The sequence below is a fragment of the Nocardioides sp. YR527 genome, assembly GCF_900101045.1.
Classification (GTDB): Bacteria; Actinomycetota; Actinomycetes; order Propionibacteriales; family Nocardioidaceae; genus Nocardioides.
This window is the reverse complement of sequence record NZ_FNFN01000002.1, coordinates 380,929-397,490: the sequence shown is the minus strand read 5'-3', so window position 1 is coordinate 397,490 and position 16,562 is coordinate 380,929. Positions and strand designations below refer to the sequence as shown.

Genomic DNA, 16,562 nt, shown 5'->3' with positions numbered 1-16,562 from the left:
GTGTGACGTGGTTCACTGGACTCGACGGATCCGGCTGCTCGGAGAGGATCGACGTGACCCTGAACCTGTCCTACGGGGACCTGGGAGACGCGTGCGCGGCCGCGCACGCACTGGACCTGATCGGTGACCGGTGGAGCCTGATCGTGGTGCGCGAGCTGATGTTCGGGCCGCGTACGGCTCCTGATCTGAGGTCGTCCCTGATCGGAGTCAGCACCGAGGAGCTCAACGACCGACTGCAGTTCCTGGAGCGCGCGGGCGTCGTCGTCGAGACCGAGCTCGGCTACCTCACCAAGACCACGGCGTACGCCCTGACCGACTGGGGCCGGGAGCTGGAGAAGGTCCTCAGCGTCCTGTCGCTGTGGGCCTTGGAAGGCTCGGCGCACTTCCCGGTCCCGTCGACGGGGATGACGCCCAGCGGGGTGATGGTCGCGATGCGCACGATGGTCCCGCCCCAGAGCCTGCCCACCCAGGCTCCGCTCCGGGCCACCTGGAAGCTGACCGACGCACGCTGCCCCGACGTGGAGCCTCTGCAGTTCCGGCTGAACTGGAACGAGTACGGCTTCGATCTCGACGTCGGTGAGCTCGCCCGGGTGGACGTCACCGTCACCGGCGACTCGACGGCCTGGGCGGGCGTCGCGCTCCTCGGTCAGTCCCTGGCCGACGCCCTGGAGAAGGGCGATCTGCGGGTCGAGGGCGAGCAGGCGGCGCTGGACCGCGTGCTCGTGGTCTTCTCCGACGCGATGGCCGCGGTGGGCTGAGCCCCTAGGGGGCGGGGTCGGCGCAGAAGGCGATCAGCTCGCCGCGGGCCTTGCCCTGCTCGATCAGCTGGCCGACGTCGAGTGGGACGTGCTTCAGGTCGCCGAGCGGGGTGCGGATGATGGCGCTCTGCCGGCGCCACGGCGCGATCGTCGGAGGAGCCACGCAGTGGTGCTGCTCGAGCATCGCGGCGAGCTCGGGCTGCTCCCGCTTCGCCAGCGACCGAGGCTCGGACGGCGTGGTCACGGCAACCAGACAGAAGGCCGCGAGCGCGGTCAGCGCGCACACCTTCATGGCGGCGACGACCAGCGTCAGAGGTCGCGGGGTGTCCGAGTGCACGATGTTTCTAACGACCGATCGGTGTCACGGTGACGGCTCCGGCCAGCACTATGACGAAAGTCCCATCCGGACACCGGGGGCAGACCCGGAGCAGAGTCGCTAGTGTCGCGTCATGCCTTCGCGTACGTCTTCCTGGTTCTCCTCGCCCGCCGAGGCCGTCACCCGTCTCGGAGACGTCGGCTATCTCGCGGACGACTCGACCGCGTTGACGAGCTACCTCGCGGGGGCGCTGGAGAAGCCGGTGCTCATCGAAGGACCGGCCGGCGTGGGCAAGACCGAGCTGGCCAAGGCGATCACCCGCGCGACCGGGGCCGAGCTGGTCAGGCTGCAGTGCTACGAGGGTCTGGACGAGGCCCGGGCGCTGTACGAGTGGAACTACAAGAAGCAGCTCCTCCGCATCCAGGCGGCCAACGACGGCCAGGCGTGGGAGGAGACCCACGACGACATCTTCTCCGAAGAGTTCCTGCTGACCCGGCCGCTGCTGACCGCGATCCGCCGTGAGGAGCCGACGGTGCTGCTCATCGACGAGGTCGACAAGACCGACGTCGAGGTCGAGGGGCTGCTGCTCGAGGTGCTCTCCGACTTCCAGGTGACCATCCCCGAGCTCGGCACCATGACCTCGACCCGCCGTCCGCTGGTCGTGCTCACCTCCAACGCCACCCGCGAGCTCTCCGAGGCGCTCAAGCGACGCTGCCTCTACCTCCACCTCGACTACCCCGACGCCGACCGGGAACGCGAGATCGTGCTCTCCCAGGTGCCCGGGCTCGACGACAAGGTCGCCCGCCAGCTCGTCTCCGTCGTCGGCCGGCTGCGCGAGCTGGAGCTCAAGAAGGCCCCGAGCATCGCCGAGTCGGTCGACTGGGCGCGCACCCTGATCGCGCTGGAGATCACCGACCTCTCCGACAAGGCCGTCGCCGACACCCTCGGCGTCGTCCTCAAGCACTCCTCCGACGTCGACCGCGCCGTCCGAGAGCTGCGGTTGAAGAGGTGACCCTCCTCGACCGGCACATCGAGTTCCTCGACGCACTGCGGGGAGCCGGGCTGCCGGTGTCGCTCTCCGAGGGCCTCGACGCGGTCACGGCCCTCGGCCTGATCGGCTGGACCGACCGTCAGCAGGTCAAGGAGGCGTACGCCGCGACCCTGGTCAAGCGCGCCAACCAGCGGGCCACCTTCGACGGGCTCTTCGAGCTCTACTTCCCGCGGATGGTCGGCTCGGGGATGACTCCATCATTGACGGGCGAAGCAGCGGCCGCAGGGGTGGCCAAGGACGGTCCGGAAGCGCTCGAGGAGTTCTCCTCACGGCTGGCCGAGGCGCTGGAGGCCGACGACGTCGAGATGCTCCGCCAGTTGGCCGCCGAGGCGGTGGCCCGCTTCGGCGCGATGCCCGGCCGCGGGCCCGGGCTCAGCTCCTGGTCGTCCTACACCGCGCTGCGCCGGCTCTCCACCGACGAGCTGACCGCCCGGCTCATCGAGGGTCTCCAGCAGGGCGGCTGGACCGAGGAGGAGGCGGCGCGCGTCGGCACCCGGCGGATGGACCGGTTCGCCGGCCTGGTCGAGGCCGACGCCCGCCGCCGGATCGCGGAGGAGAAGGGGCCCGAGCAGATCGCCAAGATCGCCGTACGCCCCACCATCGAGAAGCTCGACTTCCTGCACGCCCGCCGGGCCGACCTGGAGGCGCTGCGGCGCGAGATCTACCCGCTGGCGCGCCGGCTGGCGACGCGGCTGACCCAGGAGCACCACGCGCGCCGGCGAGGAGCGGTGGACCTGCGGCGTACGCTCCGGTCCTCGATGTCCACCGGCGGGGTTCCCGTCGACCTGCGCTTCAGGCCGAAGCGGCCGCACCGCACCGAGCTGGTGATCCTGTGCGACGTGTCGGGCTCGGTGTCCAACTTCGCGACGTTCACGCTGATGCTCGTCTTCGCGCTGCGCGAGCAGTTCGGCAAGGTGCGCGCGTTCACCTTCGTCGACGAGATCCACGAGGTCACGTCCTACTTCAAGCCCGGCGCCGACCTGGTCGACACGATGACCGAGCTGACCAAGGCGACCGAGCACGCGGCCCGGATGGGGCGCACCAACTACGGCCGCGCGTTCTCCCTCTTCCAGGAGCGGCACGCCGACGCCCTCGGCCCCAAGTCGTCGCTGCTGATCCTCGGCGACGCCCGGTCGAACTACTCCGACCTCGCCGTCGACTCGCTGCGCGCGATGGCCGACGCGGCGCGGCACTCCCACTGGCTCAACCCCGAGGTCCGTACGCAGTGGGACACCGGCGACTCCGAGGCGACGCGCTACGGCTCGATCATCGATATGCGGGAGTGCCGCAACCTCACCCAGCTGAGCGAGTTCGTCCACGACCTGGCCTGATTGCACCCGCTGGTCGAGCCGCGAGGCCGCACGCCTACGCCTAAAGGCTCCGAGGTCTGAACGAAGTGGCCTTCGACCAGCAAGGCCTCACTGCAGCTTCAGGTCGAGCCCGTAGACGATCCGGTCGGCGACCCCGACCGAGTCGGTCACGCACACGACCCGGTCGTCGGCGAGGAATCGGCGCCGGTCGGAGAGGACCGGCGTGCCGTCGGGGATCTGCAGGTCGTAGGTCTCCTGCGGCGTCGGCATCCGGGACTCGATGTCCATCGCGACCGTGGTCACCTTCACGCCGACCGTGGCGAGCAGATCCTTGATCGGCGGCTGCGGCCAGTCGTCAGTCGGGGTGGCGAGCGGGGTGTCGATGACCAGCGGATAGGGGATGTAGGCCGTGGTGCGGTATTCGGCGGTGTCGTCGCCGCTGATGTAGAAGGTGTAGGTGGTGCTGAGGAGTTCGCTGCGGGGATCGATCTCGAAGGCCGCCCCCAGCTTCTCGCCGGCCGCGATCACCTCGTAGGAGTGCTCGATCGAGAGGCCGTCGTCCGGACCGCGTGGGGGCTGGTTGTAGGCCGCGTCCGGCTTCGCCGGGTGGCTCCGGTCGGTGATCAGCATGCTCATCAGGTCGTAGCGGGTCTTGGTGGCGTCGCGTACGAAGACACCACGGCCCTGCTCGCTGGTGATCAGGCCTTCGTTGCGCAGCACCGCCAGACCACGCCGGATCGTGGCGCGGTCGTAGGGGAAGGTGTCCATCAGCTCGGGTTCGGTCGGTAGACGCTCGCCGGGCTGGTAGGTGCCGTCGTCGATCTGGGCCCGCAGATAGTCGGCCACGTGGAGGTATTTCGGCAGGCCGCGCGGACGGGGGTTGCTCATAGGAGAACACGTTACTGAGGCGTACAGATCCCGAATAGCCGCATAGCCCCACCCTTTCCGCCTTGACCCGTTGCAATGAGTGGACTTAGGGTCGAACAAGCCTCGGGGCGTTGGGCACCTGGCCCCCGCTGGAGACCGGCGTCTCGAGGCACTCAACGACGAGAGCTATCGACATTCCTTGGGGGGAATTCGTGTTCGTAGACGACAGACTCAGCATGCGATCCAGCGTGAGGCCGCCGGTCCTGTCCAAGGACCCGCTGGTCTACCGCACCGATCGAGGCAGCTTCTGGCACCTTCGCTCGGTCAAGAGGAGCAACGGGTACGTGATGACCATGTGCGGCCGTCGGCTGGGCACGTGGCACGTGCTGCCACCGCGAAGGCTCAGCAAGGTCGCGCCCAACCAGGTCTGCGTCGGGTGCCTGCGCAAGACGCCGATCGGTGAGGTGAAACGCCCCAGCGGGTCAGGCAACCTCGAGAAGGCTGAGGTCGGTGAGCCACTCGACCGGCGCGACGTCGTCGGTGTAGACCGTCCCGCCCCGGACGCCCGGCTCGAGCCGGGCGGCGGAGTCGGTGAGGGTGCCGGCGAGATCGGCGGGCTGCTCCTCGGCGGTGGCGGTGAGGCTCGCGGCGGGGTCGGCTTCCGGATCGACGGTCGCGATCAGGTGAGTGTTGGTCGGGCCGGAGTCCGAGCGCCACACGGCGTCGCCGAACGAGGTCCGCAGGGTTGCGGTGAGGACCTTCTCCAGCGCTGTCGAGCCCTCCGGGTGGGCTGAGTTCACGACGAGCACGCCGCCCGGGTTCAGGTGGTCCTTCGCCAGCGCGAAGAACTCCTTCGTGGTCAGGTAGAACGGGATGTAGGGCTGGTGGTAGGCGTCGACCATGATCGCGTCGTACTTCCGGGTCTGCTTCTGCAGCCACGGGCGGGCGTCGGCGGTGTGGAGGTGGAGGTTCGGCTGGTCCTTGAGATCGAAGAGCTTCTGGCCGACCTCGGTGACGTCCTCGTCGATCTCGACGGCGTCCACCCGTGTCTCGGGGGCGAAGTGTCCGAACTGTCGCGCGGTCGTCCCGGCGGCCGAGCCCAGGATCGCCACCGACTTCGGGGCCTCCGCGCCGGCGTACGACAGCGAGAGCATCTCGTCCCAGTAGGCGCCGGTGAGCCATTCACCCTCGTTGTAGACAGAGTGCACGGCGTGGCCCTCGTTGAGCTCGAGGTAGCGGCTGCCGTCGTCGTACTCGACCACACGGGCGTACTGGTACTCCGTCTCCTTCTCCCAGATCACCTTGCCGCCGTTGCTGGTCAGCGTCTTGATCGACCCGGTCGGAAGCACGATCAGGGCGAGGATCACCGCCGGTACGGCCGCGGCCGGCAGCCGCCGCTTGACCAGGTGCGGGATCGCGCAGATCGCCATCAGGAGAGCGAAGATCAGGAACGTACGCCGCGTCCCGACGACCGGGATGAGGAACAGTGAGGCGGCGAAGGTGCCGACCAGGGAGCCGACCGTCGAGATCGCGTAGAGGCGCCCAGCCGCGTGGCCGGCATCCTCGACGGCCTCGACGCTCAGCCTGACGGCGTAGGGGCTGACGATGCCGAGCAGGAAGAGCGGGATCGCGAGCAGTACGCCGACCCCGACGAGCGAGCCGGCGAAGGTCGCGATGCTGAGCTGGTCGACCGCCCTGACCGCGAGCGGAAGGAACGGGTCGGCGACGAACGGCACCGCGGCCAGGAGGGCGGCGGCGGCGAGCACGATCTTGGCGAGGCCGGAGGGATGCGGGTTCCGGTCGGCGATCCTGCCGCCGACGGAGTAGCCGATCGCGAGTGCCACCAGCACTGTCGCGATCGTGTTGGCCCACACGATCGTCGAGTCGCCGAACCACGGCGCGAGCAGCCGAGCCGCGGCCATCTCTGACCCCAAGGTGCCGGCACCGACGGTGAAGACGAGAAGCTCAAGCGCACGCGCACGCAGTTTCATGGGGTGAACCTATCCGGCTGCTCCAACGTCGGCACACGAGGCCGGTTCTGGCCGACGCCCGGCCTTGATCCGGTCGAGCACCGCAGGCTGTCCGAGGAGTACGCCACCGAGCACCAACGCCATCCCGAGCCCGCCGGCCGGGGTGAGATGTTCACCCGCGAAGGCGAGTCCGATGAGGATCCCGGCGACCGGGTTGAGCAGGCCGACCAGCGACACCGCGGCGGCCGGAAGGCGCCGGGCGCCGCGGAACCAGACCGCGTAGGCGACCACCGTGCCAACGATGCCGATGTAGGCGTAGCCCCCGATGGCCGGCAGGTCGAGCGCGGGCGGTGGGCCTTCGACGAGGAGGGCCACCGGGGCGAGGGCGAGGCCGCCGAGGACGAGCTGCCAGGCGGTGAAGGTGAGCAGGCCGACCGGCGGTTGCCAGACCTTGACGAGGATGAAGCCGGTGGAGAAGACGGCGACCGAGGCGAAGGCGGCCAGGACCCCGATCAGGTCGAGACTCGCGCCGCCGCGGAGCACCAACAGGGCCACGCCGATGGCGCCGACGACGCCGGCCGCGAGCGATCCGGCCCGTGGCTGCTCGCCGGCAAAGGCCCAGGCCAGCAGCATCACCACGATCGGAGAGACCGCGGTCAGGGTGGCGGCGAGGCCGCCGGGGAGCCGGTAGGCGGCGACGAAGACGAGGGCGAAGAACGCCCCGAAGTTGAGCAGCCCGAGCGCTGCCGTGCGCCACCACCAGGAGCCGTGGAGCAGGCCGGGCCGGAGCGCCAGGAGCAGCAGGCCGAAGGGCAGCGCCCGGACCACGGCGCCGAACAGCGGCCGGTCCGGCGGTAGGAACGTGGCGGTGACGAAGTAGCCGGACCCCCAGGCCACCGGGGCGATCGCGGTCAGCGCGAGGGTTACGAATCTACTTTCCATGGAAGAGATAATATCTTCCTCGTCAGATATATTCCAGTGTCATGGCAGACCACGTCTCGACCGTGATGGCGCAGTGGGAGCGGGAGCGCCCCGACCTCGACATCACCCCGCAGGCCGTCATCGCCCGGCTGCACCGCCTCGGGCTGCGTCTCACCGATGAGCTCGTCAGCGTCTATGCCCAGCACGGACTGGGCGAGGGCGAGTTCGACGTGCTGGCGACGCTGCGACGGCAAGGCGCTCCGTACGCACTGACTCCGAAGGAGCTCGGCGAGCAGACGATGGTCTCTTCGGGGGCGGTCACCAAGCGGGTCGACCGCTGCCTGGCCCAGGGGTGGGTCAGCCGGGGCCGCCGAGACGAGGACGGTCGTGGGCGTCGGATCGCGCTGACCGAACGCGGGCTTGAGCTGATCGACGCGGCGTTCACCGACCACATCGCCAACGAGCACCGCCTGCTCGCCGTCTTCACCGCGGCCGAGCGGCGCTCGCTCGCCCGGCTGCTCGAGAAGTGGGCCGAGCAGACCGGGGCTTGAGGTTGCCCCAAGGGGAAGCACCAATCTGCTTCCACCGGTGACCTTCACCGGGGAGGATGGTGAACATGAGCGAGCGTCAGCGAGCGACAACAAGTCTCAGGCGACCGCTCTCGTATGCTGGCGCTTGCGCCACGGGGGCGGTCGCATGAGCGGGCTGGAGGGGCTTGTGAACATCGGCGACTTCGCCCGGGAGACCGGGCTGACGCCGAAGGCGCTGAGGTTGTACGACGACCTCGGGCTGCTGCCTCCTGCCGAGGTGGACGCGATCTCCGGCTATCGCCGCTATGCGTCTGACCAGGTGGAACGCGCGCGCCTGGTGGCCGCACTGCGCCTGGTCGGGATGCCGCTGGCTCGGATCCGGGAGGTCGTCGACATGCCCGCCGCACTCGCGGCGGTCGAGGTCGAGACCTACTGGCGCCAGGTCGAGGCCGACACGTCCACGCGTCGCACGATGGTCTCCGTCCTCGTCCACCGATTGAGGAGCGAGGCACAACAGATGACCACGTCAACCGAGACCCTGAACGTCGAGTTCGGTGTCAGCCACGAGACCGGCGCCCGGTCGAGCCAGCAGGACGCCGTCCTGGTCACCCCCGAGCTGATCGCGGTAGCCGACGGCTTCGGCGACCGCGATGATCTTGCCGCCGCGGCCCTGACGGCGTACGCCGCCGGCGGGCTGCGGTCGGCCATCCAGGAGGTGTTCGCGGAGGTGCCGAAGTCGGGCACCACGCTGACCGCCGTCGACCTGCACGGCTCGACCGCGCGGGTCACCCACATCGGCGACGCCAGGGTCTTCCTGGTGCGAGACGGAGCCGTACGCCAGGTCACCCACGACCACACGGTCGTGGCTGCGATGGTCGAGGCTGGCCAGCTGACCGCCGACGAGGCTCGTTCCCACGAGCACCGGGCGCTGCTCAACCGCGCCCTCGTCCCCGGAGTCGTCGCCGACGAGATGTCGCTCGACCTGCTGCCCGACGACAGGCTGGTGCTGACCACCGACGGCGTCCACTCCCACGTCGACGACCTCGACGCCCTGATCACCGCCGAGGCCGGCCCGCAGGCGGTTGCCGACGCGGTGGCCGCCGCTGTCCTCGCCGCAGGAGAACCGGACAACCACACCATCGTGGTCGCCGACCTGACCTGACGCTGGTTTCGACACGCTCGCTGGCGCGAGGGCCTGAACGAAGTGGCCCTCAACCAGCGGGTCGCCGCCGCGACCACCAGCGCCGCCGCGCCGCCGGCGCCTCGTCCAGGTCGGCGGCAGCGGCGGCGAACGAGTCGCGCAGGGAGGGGTAGACGAGCTCGATCTCGGGGTGCTCGTGAAGCGTCTGGGCGATCCGGCGGGTGAGCCGCTTGCCGACGGTGGCGATGTGCCGTACGACCGCGTCGACCTCGTCGTCGGTGAGCTGTTGCGGGTGGAAGGGCTTCTGCGGCTTCCGGCGCAACAGCTCCCGCATGGGCTCGAGGGAGTCGATGTCATCCCGCAGCGCCAGCGCGTGCAGCTCGTCGTCGGCGATCTTCCGGAGCCGTTCGTGGTCGGAGGGAGGCATCAGGGTGTAGCTGGTCGGCCCGAGGGGGCAGGACTGGAGGTGGACGTCGAGGCGCTCCTGCAGCTGCGGCCCGAGCGGGAGGACGTTGAGCGCGCGCTTGATCTCGAGCGCGTGCAGCGAGTACGAGAGGTTGACCTGCCTCAAGGAGAGATCGCCGAGCTCGGTGGCGTCGATCCCGGCGGTGTGGAGCAGGTCGGTGAGCAGGTTCTCGCCGACGAAGAGCTCGGGGAGGTAGGGCCGGAGGACGAGCCGGGAGCGCACCGCCTCGGAGTCGAGCGCGTTGTAGAGGTGCTGGTGACCCAGCCATCCGCCGTACGCATCAGGAGACGCCTCGAACGGATCGACATGCCCGAGCCGCTTGACCCGCTGGTTGTAGTCGGACTCCAGGAAGGCGAGGGGATCGCGGACGTACAGGACGAACCGGGCCTGCGGCGGCAGCAGCTCGGTGATCCCGGGCAGCTCGGGCAGGAACGCCTCGGAGGAGAGCAGCAGGGTGTGGCATCCGCTGGCCTCGAACTCCTCGAGCGTCCTGGCGACCTCGCGAGGCGAAGCCACGAAGAGATGGCCCGAGCGTTCCATCAGCGAGCCGGCGTTCCCGGCGCTGATGCCGTTCTTGTCGACGGTGTGCTGAGGGTAGAAGATGCCGGCTCCGGCGAGCTTCTCCGTGTTGGTGTGGAAGTACGCCTGGACCGCGGAGGTGCCTGTCTTGGGGAGGCCGGCGTGGACGACGATGGACTTCACAGGGACCGATCAGGTAGGCGTCAGAGTGCCCTCCGCGATCGACTTTCCTGCGTCCGAGCACAGGTGAGGTCGGGGATGGTGCCGAGGGCGATCTACACCGTATCGACTCAGGTCATCGAGGCAAGCCCGCGACTCAGCCGAGGTATCCCAGACTGCGGATCCGCCCGATCTCGTCACGGAGCTCTTCGTGGGCGGCGTTGTCGGCAGCCCGCCCGCCGGCCACGTAGTGGCTCTCCTGCGCGCTTCGCGCGCTCACTCCCTCGCTCGGCTCGGACGGACGAGCAAGCTCGCCGTCCGGCCTCGCTCCGGTCGTCTCCGCGGTGGTGCCGTCGTAGACGACCGTGAACCGGTGGCCGACACTCGCGTTGATGAGCCCGCCGAGGAGCGCGACCGGGTCGGAGCGGTCCTCCAGCGACAACACCCGCGTGGTCTCCGGAACCCGCGGCGCTGCCGCGCCAGGAGCACCCACGGTGACCACCTGGTCCACGACGTACGCAGCCCCGGCCGTCGCCGCGATCGAGGCCGCCGCGGTGCCACCGGCCGCGGCGCCGACCAGCATCACGTGCGAGCCGGCCGCGACCGCCTCCTCGATGGTCCGCGACGCGGTGGCGATGTAGTCGGAGAGGTCACCCGAGACGAGCCTCAGGCGCCGGCTGCCGGCGTACGGACCCGGCAGATAGGCGATGTAGCGGCCCGGCGCCGTCTTCTGGACCGCGACGCTGGTCTCGACGGCCTCGAGAGTGCGGATCAGCTCCTCGATGGTGGCCGGGGTGGCGGCGGTGACGTCACCGGCAGGGGTGTCCTCCTCGGTGGCGGCCAGTGCCGCGCCGACGTCACGCAGCGCGTGCCCGGCGTCGGTCGTGAAGGCGTCGATGCCGGCGGCACGCAGCGCGCCCGCGGTGGCTGCCCCGGCGTCGTCGCCGCGCGGGAAGTCGGCGGTGAGCAGCGAGCGCAGCTCGAGCGACTCGAGCAGCCCGCCGCCGGTGGCGATGTGGTCCATCAGCTCGGGATGACCCTGGGCGAGCTCGCCGAGATAGGCGGAGACGCCCTCACGGTCGAGCGCGTCGGTCTCGATCAGGCCGGCGGACAGCAGCGACCCGCCGAGCTCGACCTCGGGGGCGAGGTAGTCGAGCGCGTTGGCCGCGATGGCGCCCAGCGTGCTGCGGGCAGCGGCCTGGAGCTCGTCGATCCAGCGATAGGTCTGCACGGTCGCCCGCACCGAGAGCGCGTCGGCGTCGAGCGCCTGACCGAGCCCGAGGACGCCACCCTTCTCGGAGATCGCGGCCCGGATCTCCTCCTCGGCCGGCTCCCAGGTCTTCGCGGAGAGCTCTGCCGAGGAGGTGACGTCGTCATCGGTCAGGATCTCGGCGCCGAGCTCGGCCCACTCGCGCAGTTGCGCGCCGGCGTCGCCGATGGAGCCGGCCAGGCCGAGGATCTGCGCGTACTTGTCCTCCGGACCCGCGGGCGGAAGCACCGAGTCGGGGGCGCCACCCGGGACCGGTCCCAGGCGGTTGATCGGATCGTTGGACGACGTAGGGCTCATCGGGCCACCTCCGCGAGAACAGGGGCAAGGTCTGCGGCGAGCTCGGACGGCTCCACGCTGGTGATCAGCAGTGTCAGCTCGCCATCGAGCGACACTGTTCGCATCGAACGCCAGCCGTCGTTGACCAGCGTCCAGGAGACCGTGCCGATCAGCGGGTTCTCCGGATCGGCGGTCGTCGCGACGATGGCGCGCAGCCGGCCGTGGGATTCGGTGTGCAGCGCCTCGAGGGCCCTCGAGACGACCACGTCGCCCTCGGTCAGCACCGGCACCAGGTCGCCGCGCCCGGTGCGCAGCGCCTCGAAGACGGCGTCAGCGGTCGCGAACGGCACCTTCAGCTGCTCGGGCACCGCCGAGGTCAGCCGGGCGGTCTCACCGGGCACCGTCGCGGTGCGGCCGAGTTCGGTCGACCAGGCCGCCGAGGGATACCAGGAGAGCTCGAAGACGAGCCCGTCCACGGTGGCGAGCGAGGCGGCCGCCTCCCCCTTCTGCCGGTGCCAGGCGCGGCCACGGAGGCCGTCGACGACGACATCGAGGTCGATGACCACCTCCGGGGTCGCCAAGAGCCCCAGCGCGCCGGCGATCCCGGAGTCGAGGGTCCCGCCGGCGTCGAGGAGGTCGCGGCGCCGCAGCGAGGTGCTGCCCTCGCCGAAGCCGGCGACGGCGCGGTCCAGAGCCTCGGCATCGGCCGCCGAGCGGGTCTGCCCCAGGCGGGCGTCGAGCCCGTCATCGAGGTGCGTCGCCACCTCGAACGGGAGCGGAGCCCCGATGGTCTCGCAGGCGTGGGTGAGCTCGGGGAGGGTCAGGCCGACGCGGCGGGGCACCCCTGCCCACGGCTCGGTCGGCGCCGCCGGAGCGGGGCCCAGGTCGATCGTGGTCATCGGAAGGTGACCTCCAGCCAGTCCTTGTGGCCCGGCTCAGGGGCCTCGAATCCGTTGAGCTCGTCCTCGGCGATCAGCGCCTCGGCGCGAGCCTCGGCCTCGGCGATCTGCTCCTTGAACAGATCGACCTGCTTGAGGTGCTTGGCCATGGCGTCGGCCGCGCGGTCATGCTGCTCGGCCGAGCTCCGCAGCGCGGTGGCACGCTCCTTCATCCGCCCACGGAGGGACTCAGCAGCCCGACCGTGCCATGGCACGGCCTCGGCCTGCACCACCAGCTTGTCGGCACTCGCGCGGATGTCGTCCGCCTGCTCTCGCAGACGGTTCACCCGACGGCGGATCACGTCGCTGTCGCCGTACATATCCCTCCTCGGACAGGTCTCTGTGATGGTCCTACCCCGCAGGAACGGTTTCTAAACGTAAAATCGTGAACTTTCTCAAACTGCGTCCGTCTCGGCGCCGTGGGTCAGGTCAGGATCGTCGAGAGACGATCGAGGGCCTGCTCGATCTCGGTCGCCGATCCGGCGAAGGAGAGACGTACGAAGCGGTGTCCGTCGACCGGGTCGAAGTCGATCCCGGGAGCCATCGCGACGCCCGTGCGGTCGAGGATCTGGTGGCACCAGGCCATGGTGTCGTCGGTCCAGCGGCTGACGTCGGCATATACGTAGAAAGCGCCGTCGGCCGGGGCCATCTCGGTGACCCCGAGCGAGCGGAGGCCGTCGAGGAGCACCCCGCGGTTGGTCGCGTAGCGGGTCACGTGACCGTCGAGCTCGGCGTACGCATCCGGGGTGAACGCCGCCACGGCGGCGTGCTGAGCAAGGGTCGGCGGGCAGATGGTGAAGTTGCCGACCAGGACGTCGATCGCGCGGCGCAGATGCGCGGGCGCGAGCAGCCAGCCGATGCGCCAGCCGGTCATCGAGAAGTACTTCGAGAACGAGCCGAACACGACGGCGTCGCGCGAGGTCTCCCAGGCGCTGCGGCCACGGCCCCCGTCCCCACCGTAGGTCAGGCCGTGGTAGATCTCGTCCGAGATCAGCTGGATCCCCGCCTCCTCGCAGTAGCGAGCCAGGGCGGCCAGCTCCTCGGGCAGCAGCATCGTGCCGGTCGGGTTGGCCGGACTGGCCACCACGAACCCCTTCAGCCCGACGCGCTCGTGCAGCTCCCGCACCTGCTCCACCGTCGGCTGGAAACGCTCGGCCGCACCGGTCGGGATCTCCACGACCTCGCACCCGAGCGCCGCGAGCACGTTGCGGTAGCAGGGGTAGGACGGCCGGGCCATCGCCACCTTGTCCCCGACGTCGAAGGCGGCCAGGAAGCTGGCCAGGAAGCCGCCGCTGGCACCGGTCGTCACGATCACGTCCTCGGGGGAGACGTCGATCCCGTGCCACGCCCGATGGTGCCCCGCGATCGCCTGGCGCAGCTCCAGGATCCCGGTCGACGGCGTATAGCCCAGCGGGTCACCGCTCTGCAGCAGCCGCACCGCCTCGGCGCTGACCGCCTGCGGTGCCCCCGTGGAGGGCTGCCCCGAGGTGAGCGAGATGAGGTCGGCGTACGTCCGCTGCCGCTGCGCCGCCCGCTCGAGCATGTCCATCACGTGAAAAGGAGGCACGTTCGCGCGTTGGGCGACGGTCAGACGGTCCATGGGAGCAAACATTAGGATGCAGTCCCAGCGGTCAAAAGGGGGACCCGTGAGCGAGCGACAGCGAGCGACAGTCCAGTCTCTCGTGCGGCTGCCTCCGTATTCTTGCGCTTGCGCTACGGAGGCAGCCGCATGAGCTTCGACGTCCATCAGTTCGACCTGTTCGTGCTGGTCGGCTCCGTGGTCACGCTCCTGGCGATCCTCGCGGTGCGGATGTCGACGAAGGCCGGGCTCCCATCGCTGCTCATCTACCTGCTGATGGGTGTGCTGCTCGGTGAGTCGGTGCTCGGGATCCGGTTCGACGACGCCGCCCTCGCGCACGCGGTCGGCTTCGGGGCGCTGGCGCTGATTCTGGCCGAAGGTGGTCTGACGACGTCGTGGAAGGACGTACGTCCCGCCTTCGGCCTCGGGCTGATGCTGGCCACGGTCGGAGTGGTGATCTCGATCGGGATCGTCGCGGTGGGTGCGCACTACCTGCTCGGGCTCTCCTGGCAGCTGGCGTTCCTGCTGGGGGCGGTGACCTCGCCGACCGATGCTGCGGCGGTGTTCTCGGTGCTGCGGGTGGTGCCGCTGCCCAAGAGGCTGACCGGTGTCCTCGAGGCGGAGTCGGGGCTCAACGACGCCCCGACCGTGGTGATCGTGACCCTGATCGCCAGCGGCGCGATCGCTGAGCACCCTCCGATCGTCGTCGCCGGGATCGTGGTCGGCGAGCTGCTGCTGGGCCTCATGGTCGGTCTGCTCGTCGGGTTCGGTGGGGCATGGCTGATGCGGAGGGCTGCGCTGCCCTCCGCCGGGCTCTATCCGCTGGCGGTGATGACGCTGGCCTTCCTGGCCTACGGCGGAGCGACGTGGCTGCACGGCTCCGGGTTCGCGGCGATCTATGTGGCCGCGCTCGTGCTCGGCAACTCCGAGCTCCCGCACCGCGGCGCCACCAGGTCCTTCGCCGAGGGTGTCGCCTGGCTGGCCCAGATCGGGCTCTTCGTGATGCTCGGGCTGCTGCTGTCCCCGGGGCGCATCGACCTCCAGACGATCGGCCTCGCGCTCGTCGCCGGTCTGATCCTGACCGTCGTCGCCCGGCCCGCCTCCGTGCTGGTCAGCACGGTGGTCTCCCGGATGACCTGGCGCGAGACCGCCTTCGTCTCCTGGGCGGGGTTGCGTGGTGCGGTGCCGGTCGTGCTCACCACCATCCCGCTCGCCGAGGGCGTCGACGGGGCCGAGGAGCTCTTCGACCTGGTCTTCGTGATGGTTGTCGTCTACACGCTGCTGACCGGCCCGACCCTGCCGTGGGTCGCCCGGGTGCTCGAGGTCGCCCGCCCCAACGACCCGCGCTCGCTCGACCTCGACGTCGCGCCGCTGGAGCAGATCGCGGCCGACCTGATCCAGCTCCGGATCCCGCCCGAGTCCCGCCTGCACGGCGTCGAGGTAGGTGAGCTCCGACTGCCCACGGGGTCGTCGGTGTCGCTGTTGATCCGCGACGGACGGACCATGGTTCCGGAGAGCACCACCGTGCTCCGCGCCCGTGACGTCGTCCTGGTCGTCGTGCCCCGCCACCAGCGTGAGCTCGCCGAACGACGCCTCGAGATGGTCAGCCGGACGGGACGGCTCGCGGGCTGGCTGCGCTGATCGGGACGCGCCCTACTCGACCGGAGGGCTGCAGATCGTGGCGTCCGCCTTGGCGGTGACGGTCTTGTCGCCGCCGGTGACCTCGGGGAACCTCTCGCCGGTGACGACCACGATGCCCGGGAGGTCGGACTTGGTCTCGACGATCTTCGCGTCGCCGAGCCAGCTCGCGACGAGCGCGGCGGAGGGAGCGTTCTTGTCGGGCGTCCACACCTCGACGGTCTTCAGCTTGGTGCCGCTGGGCGCGTTGCCGGTGGACCCCTTGACGAAGCCCGCGTCGACGAGGTCCGTCATCGCCCGGGTGGCCAGCCCGGCCCGCGTGCTCGCGTTGAGCACGGTCACGACCACCTGCGACGGGTAGACCTCGGAGCCCTTCTTGACCGGCGCGTCCACGCACGGCCCGACATCGACCTTCTGCGGGAACGGTGCGGTCATCGCCTTCCATCCCCAGGCGCCGGCCAGAGCGACCGCGGCTGCGAGGACGGCGAGGATGACGAACGTACGAAGTCCCGTGAGGGCCGAATCGAGCATGCCGCCGAGCCTAACTGCTACGAACGTCCTAGCCGAGGCTGTGCACGCGGGCGTGCAGCACGTTGCGCTGCTGCAGCGCCGCGCGGAGCGCCCGGTGGAGCCCGTCCTCGAGATAGAGCTCGCCGTTCCACTCCACGACGTGGGCGAAGAGGTCGCCGAAGAACGTCGAGTCCTCGTTGAGCAGTGCCACCAGCTGGAGGGTGTCCTTCGTGGTCACCAGCTCGTCGAGGCGGACCGTTCGAGGAGGCAGCGCGGCCCACCCCTTGGTCGTCAGACCATGGTCAGGGTAGGGGCGAGAATCGCCGACACGCTTGAAGATCAC

Annotated in this window: 17 protein-coding genes; 6 read left to right on the top strand and 11 right to left on the bottom strand. The window is 70.0% G+C overall.

The genetic code is table 11. The annotated features are described in order from the left end of the window. The first annotated feature begins 53 nt into the window (after window positions 1–53). A complete protein-coding gene (locus BLT25_RS06350; RefSeq protein ID WP_176883656.1) occupies window positions 54–758 on the top strand; it encodes a winged helix-turn-helix transcriptional regulator in 705 nt (234 codons plus the stop codon). A 4-nt stretch (window positions 759–762) separates the two neighbouring features. On the opposite strand, the gene BLT25_RS06345 is transcribed toward BLT25_RS06350, so the two are convergent. Further along, a complete protein-coding gene (locus BLT25_RS06345) occupies window positions 763–1,095 on the bottom strand; it encodes a hypothetical protein (RefSeq protein ID WP_091043347.1) in 333 nt (110 codons plus the stop codon). Between the two features lie 112 nt (window positions 1,096–1,207). Here BLT25_RS06345 and BLT25_RS06340 point away from each other — a divergent pair, with 112 nt between their 5' ends. Further along, a complete protein-coding gene (locus BLT25_RS06340; RefSeq protein WP_091043344.1) occupies window positions 1,208–2,086 on the top strand; it encodes an AAA family ATPase in 879 nt (292 codons plus the stop codon). After that, entirely contained in the window at window positions 2,083–3,456 is a 1,374-nt protein-coding gene (locus BLT25_RS06335; RefSeq protein ID WP_091043341.1) for a vWA domain-containing protein, read from the top strand. Before BLT25_RS06340 ends, BLT25_RS06335 begins: the two co-directional genes overlap by 4 nt. Window positions 3,457–3,543: 87 nt before the next feature. On the opposite strand, the gene BLT25_RS06330 is transcribed toward BLT25_RS06335, so the two are convergent. The 3 genes from BLT25_RS06330 to BLT25_RS06320 form a co-directional block, all read right to left on the bottom strand. After that, window positions 3,544–4,323: a GntR family transcriptional regulator gene (locus tag BLT25_RS06330; RefSeq protein WP_091043338.1), complete on the bottom strand. Its 780-nt coding sequence runs from the start codon at window positions 4,321–4,323 to the stop codon at window positions 3,544–3,546. 461 nt (window positions 4,324–4,784) lie between these two features. Next, the gene (locus BLT25_RS06325) at window positions 4,785–6,293 is read right to left on the bottom strand and encodes a spermidine synthase (RefSeq protein WP_256328469.1); all 1,509 of its coding nucleotides are present in this window, start codon (window positions 6,291–6,293) and stop codon (window positions 4,785–4,787) included. A 9-nt stretch (window positions 6,294–6,302) separates the two neighbouring features. Continuing rightward, a complete protein-coding gene (locus tag BLT25_RS06320) occupies window positions 6,303–7,214 on the bottom strand; it encodes a DMT family transporter (RefSeq protein WP_091043336.1) in 912 nt (303 codons plus the stop codon). A gap of 41 nt (window positions 7,215–7,255) precedes the next feature. Here BLT25_RS06320 and BLT25_RS06315 point away from each other — a divergent pair, with 41 nt between their 5' ends. Further along, complete coding sequence (locus BLT25_RS06315) at window positions 7,256–7,744, top strand: MarR family winged helix-turn-helix transcriptional regulator (RefSeq protein WP_091043333.1); 489 nt, start codon at window positions 7,256–7,258, stop codon at window positions 7,742–7,744. Between the two features lie 145 nt (window positions 7,745–7,889). Next, window positions 7,890–8,885, top strand: coding sequence for a MerR family transcriptional regulator (locus BLT25_RS06310; protein ID WP_091043331.1), 996 nt, complete (start codon window positions 7,890–7,892; stop codon window positions 8,883–8,885). A 49-nt stretch (window positions 8,886–8,934) separates the two neighbouring features. Here the strand turns inward: BLT25_RS06310 and BLT25_RS06305 are convergent, their stop codons facing one another. From BLT25_RS06305 to BLT25_RS06285, 5 genes are all read right to left on the bottom strand, one after another. Further along, on the bottom strand, window positions 8,935–10,032 hold the full coding sequence (locus BLT25_RS06305) for a hypothetical protein (protein WP_091043329.1): 1,098 nt from the start codon (window positions 10,030–10,032) through the stop codon (window positions 8,935–8,937). Between the two features lie 133 nt (window positions 10,033–10,165). Beyond that, the gene (locus tag BLT25_RS06300) at window positions 10,166–11,575 is read right to left on the bottom strand and encodes a hypothetical protein (RefSeq protein ID WP_091043327.1); all 1,410 of its coding nucleotides are present in this window, start codon (window positions 11,573–11,575) and stop codon (window positions 10,166–10,168) included. Continuing rightward, window positions 11,572–12,453 (bottom strand): hypothetical protein, encoded by an 882-nt coding sequence (locus BLT25_RS06295; protein ID WP_091043324.1) that lies wholly within the window; start codon window positions 12,451–12,453, stop codon window positions 11,572–11,574. The genes BLT25_RS06300 and BLT25_RS06295 overlap by 4 nt, the downstream gene beginning before the upstream one ends. Then, window positions 12,450–12,812: a hypothetical protein gene (locus tag BLT25_RS06290; protein ID WP_091043322.1), complete on the bottom strand. Its 363-nt coding sequence runs from the start codon at window positions 12,810–12,812 to the stop codon at window positions 12,450–12,452. Before BLT25_RS06290 ends, BLT25_RS06295 begins: the two co-directional genes overlap by 4 nt. 104 nt (window positions 12,813–12,916) lie before the next feature. After that, window positions 12,917–14,092 carry a pyridoxal phosphate-dependent aminotransferase gene (locus BLT25_RS06285; RefSeq protein ID WP_091043320.1) on the bottom strand — a complete coding sequence of 392 codons (1,176 nt, stop codon included), beginning with the start codon at window positions 14,090–14,092 and terminating at the stop codon, window positions 12,917–12,919. Window positions 14,093–14,221: 129 nt separating this feature from the next. Between BLT25_RS06285 and BLT25_RS06280 the strand changes: the two genes are divergently transcribed. Beyond that, on the top strand, window positions 14,222–15,712 hold the full coding sequence (locus BLT25_RS06280) for a potassium/proton antiporter (protein WP_091043317.1): 1,491 nt from the start codon (window positions 14,222–14,224) through the stop codon (window positions 15,710–15,712). Window positions 15,713–15,724: 12 nt separating this feature from the next. On the opposite strand, the gene BLT25_RS06275 is transcribed toward BLT25_RS06280, so the two are convergent. Together BLT25_RS06275 and BLT25_RS06270 are read right to left on the bottom strand one after the other, a co-directional pair. Further along, window positions 15,725–16,240 (bottom strand): LytR C-terminal domain-containing protein, encoded by a 516-nt coding sequence (locus tag BLT25_RS06275; RefSeq protein WP_091043315.1) that lies wholly within the window; start codon window positions 16,238–16,240, stop codon window positions 15,725–15,727. A 28-nt stretch (window positions 16,241–16,268) separates the two neighbouring features. After that, window positions 16,269–16,562, bottom strand: coding sequence for a type II toxin-antitoxin system VapB family antitoxin (locus BLT25_RS06270; RefSeq protein WP_045551249.1), 294 nt, complete (start codon window positions 16,560–16,562; stop codon window positions 16,269–16,271).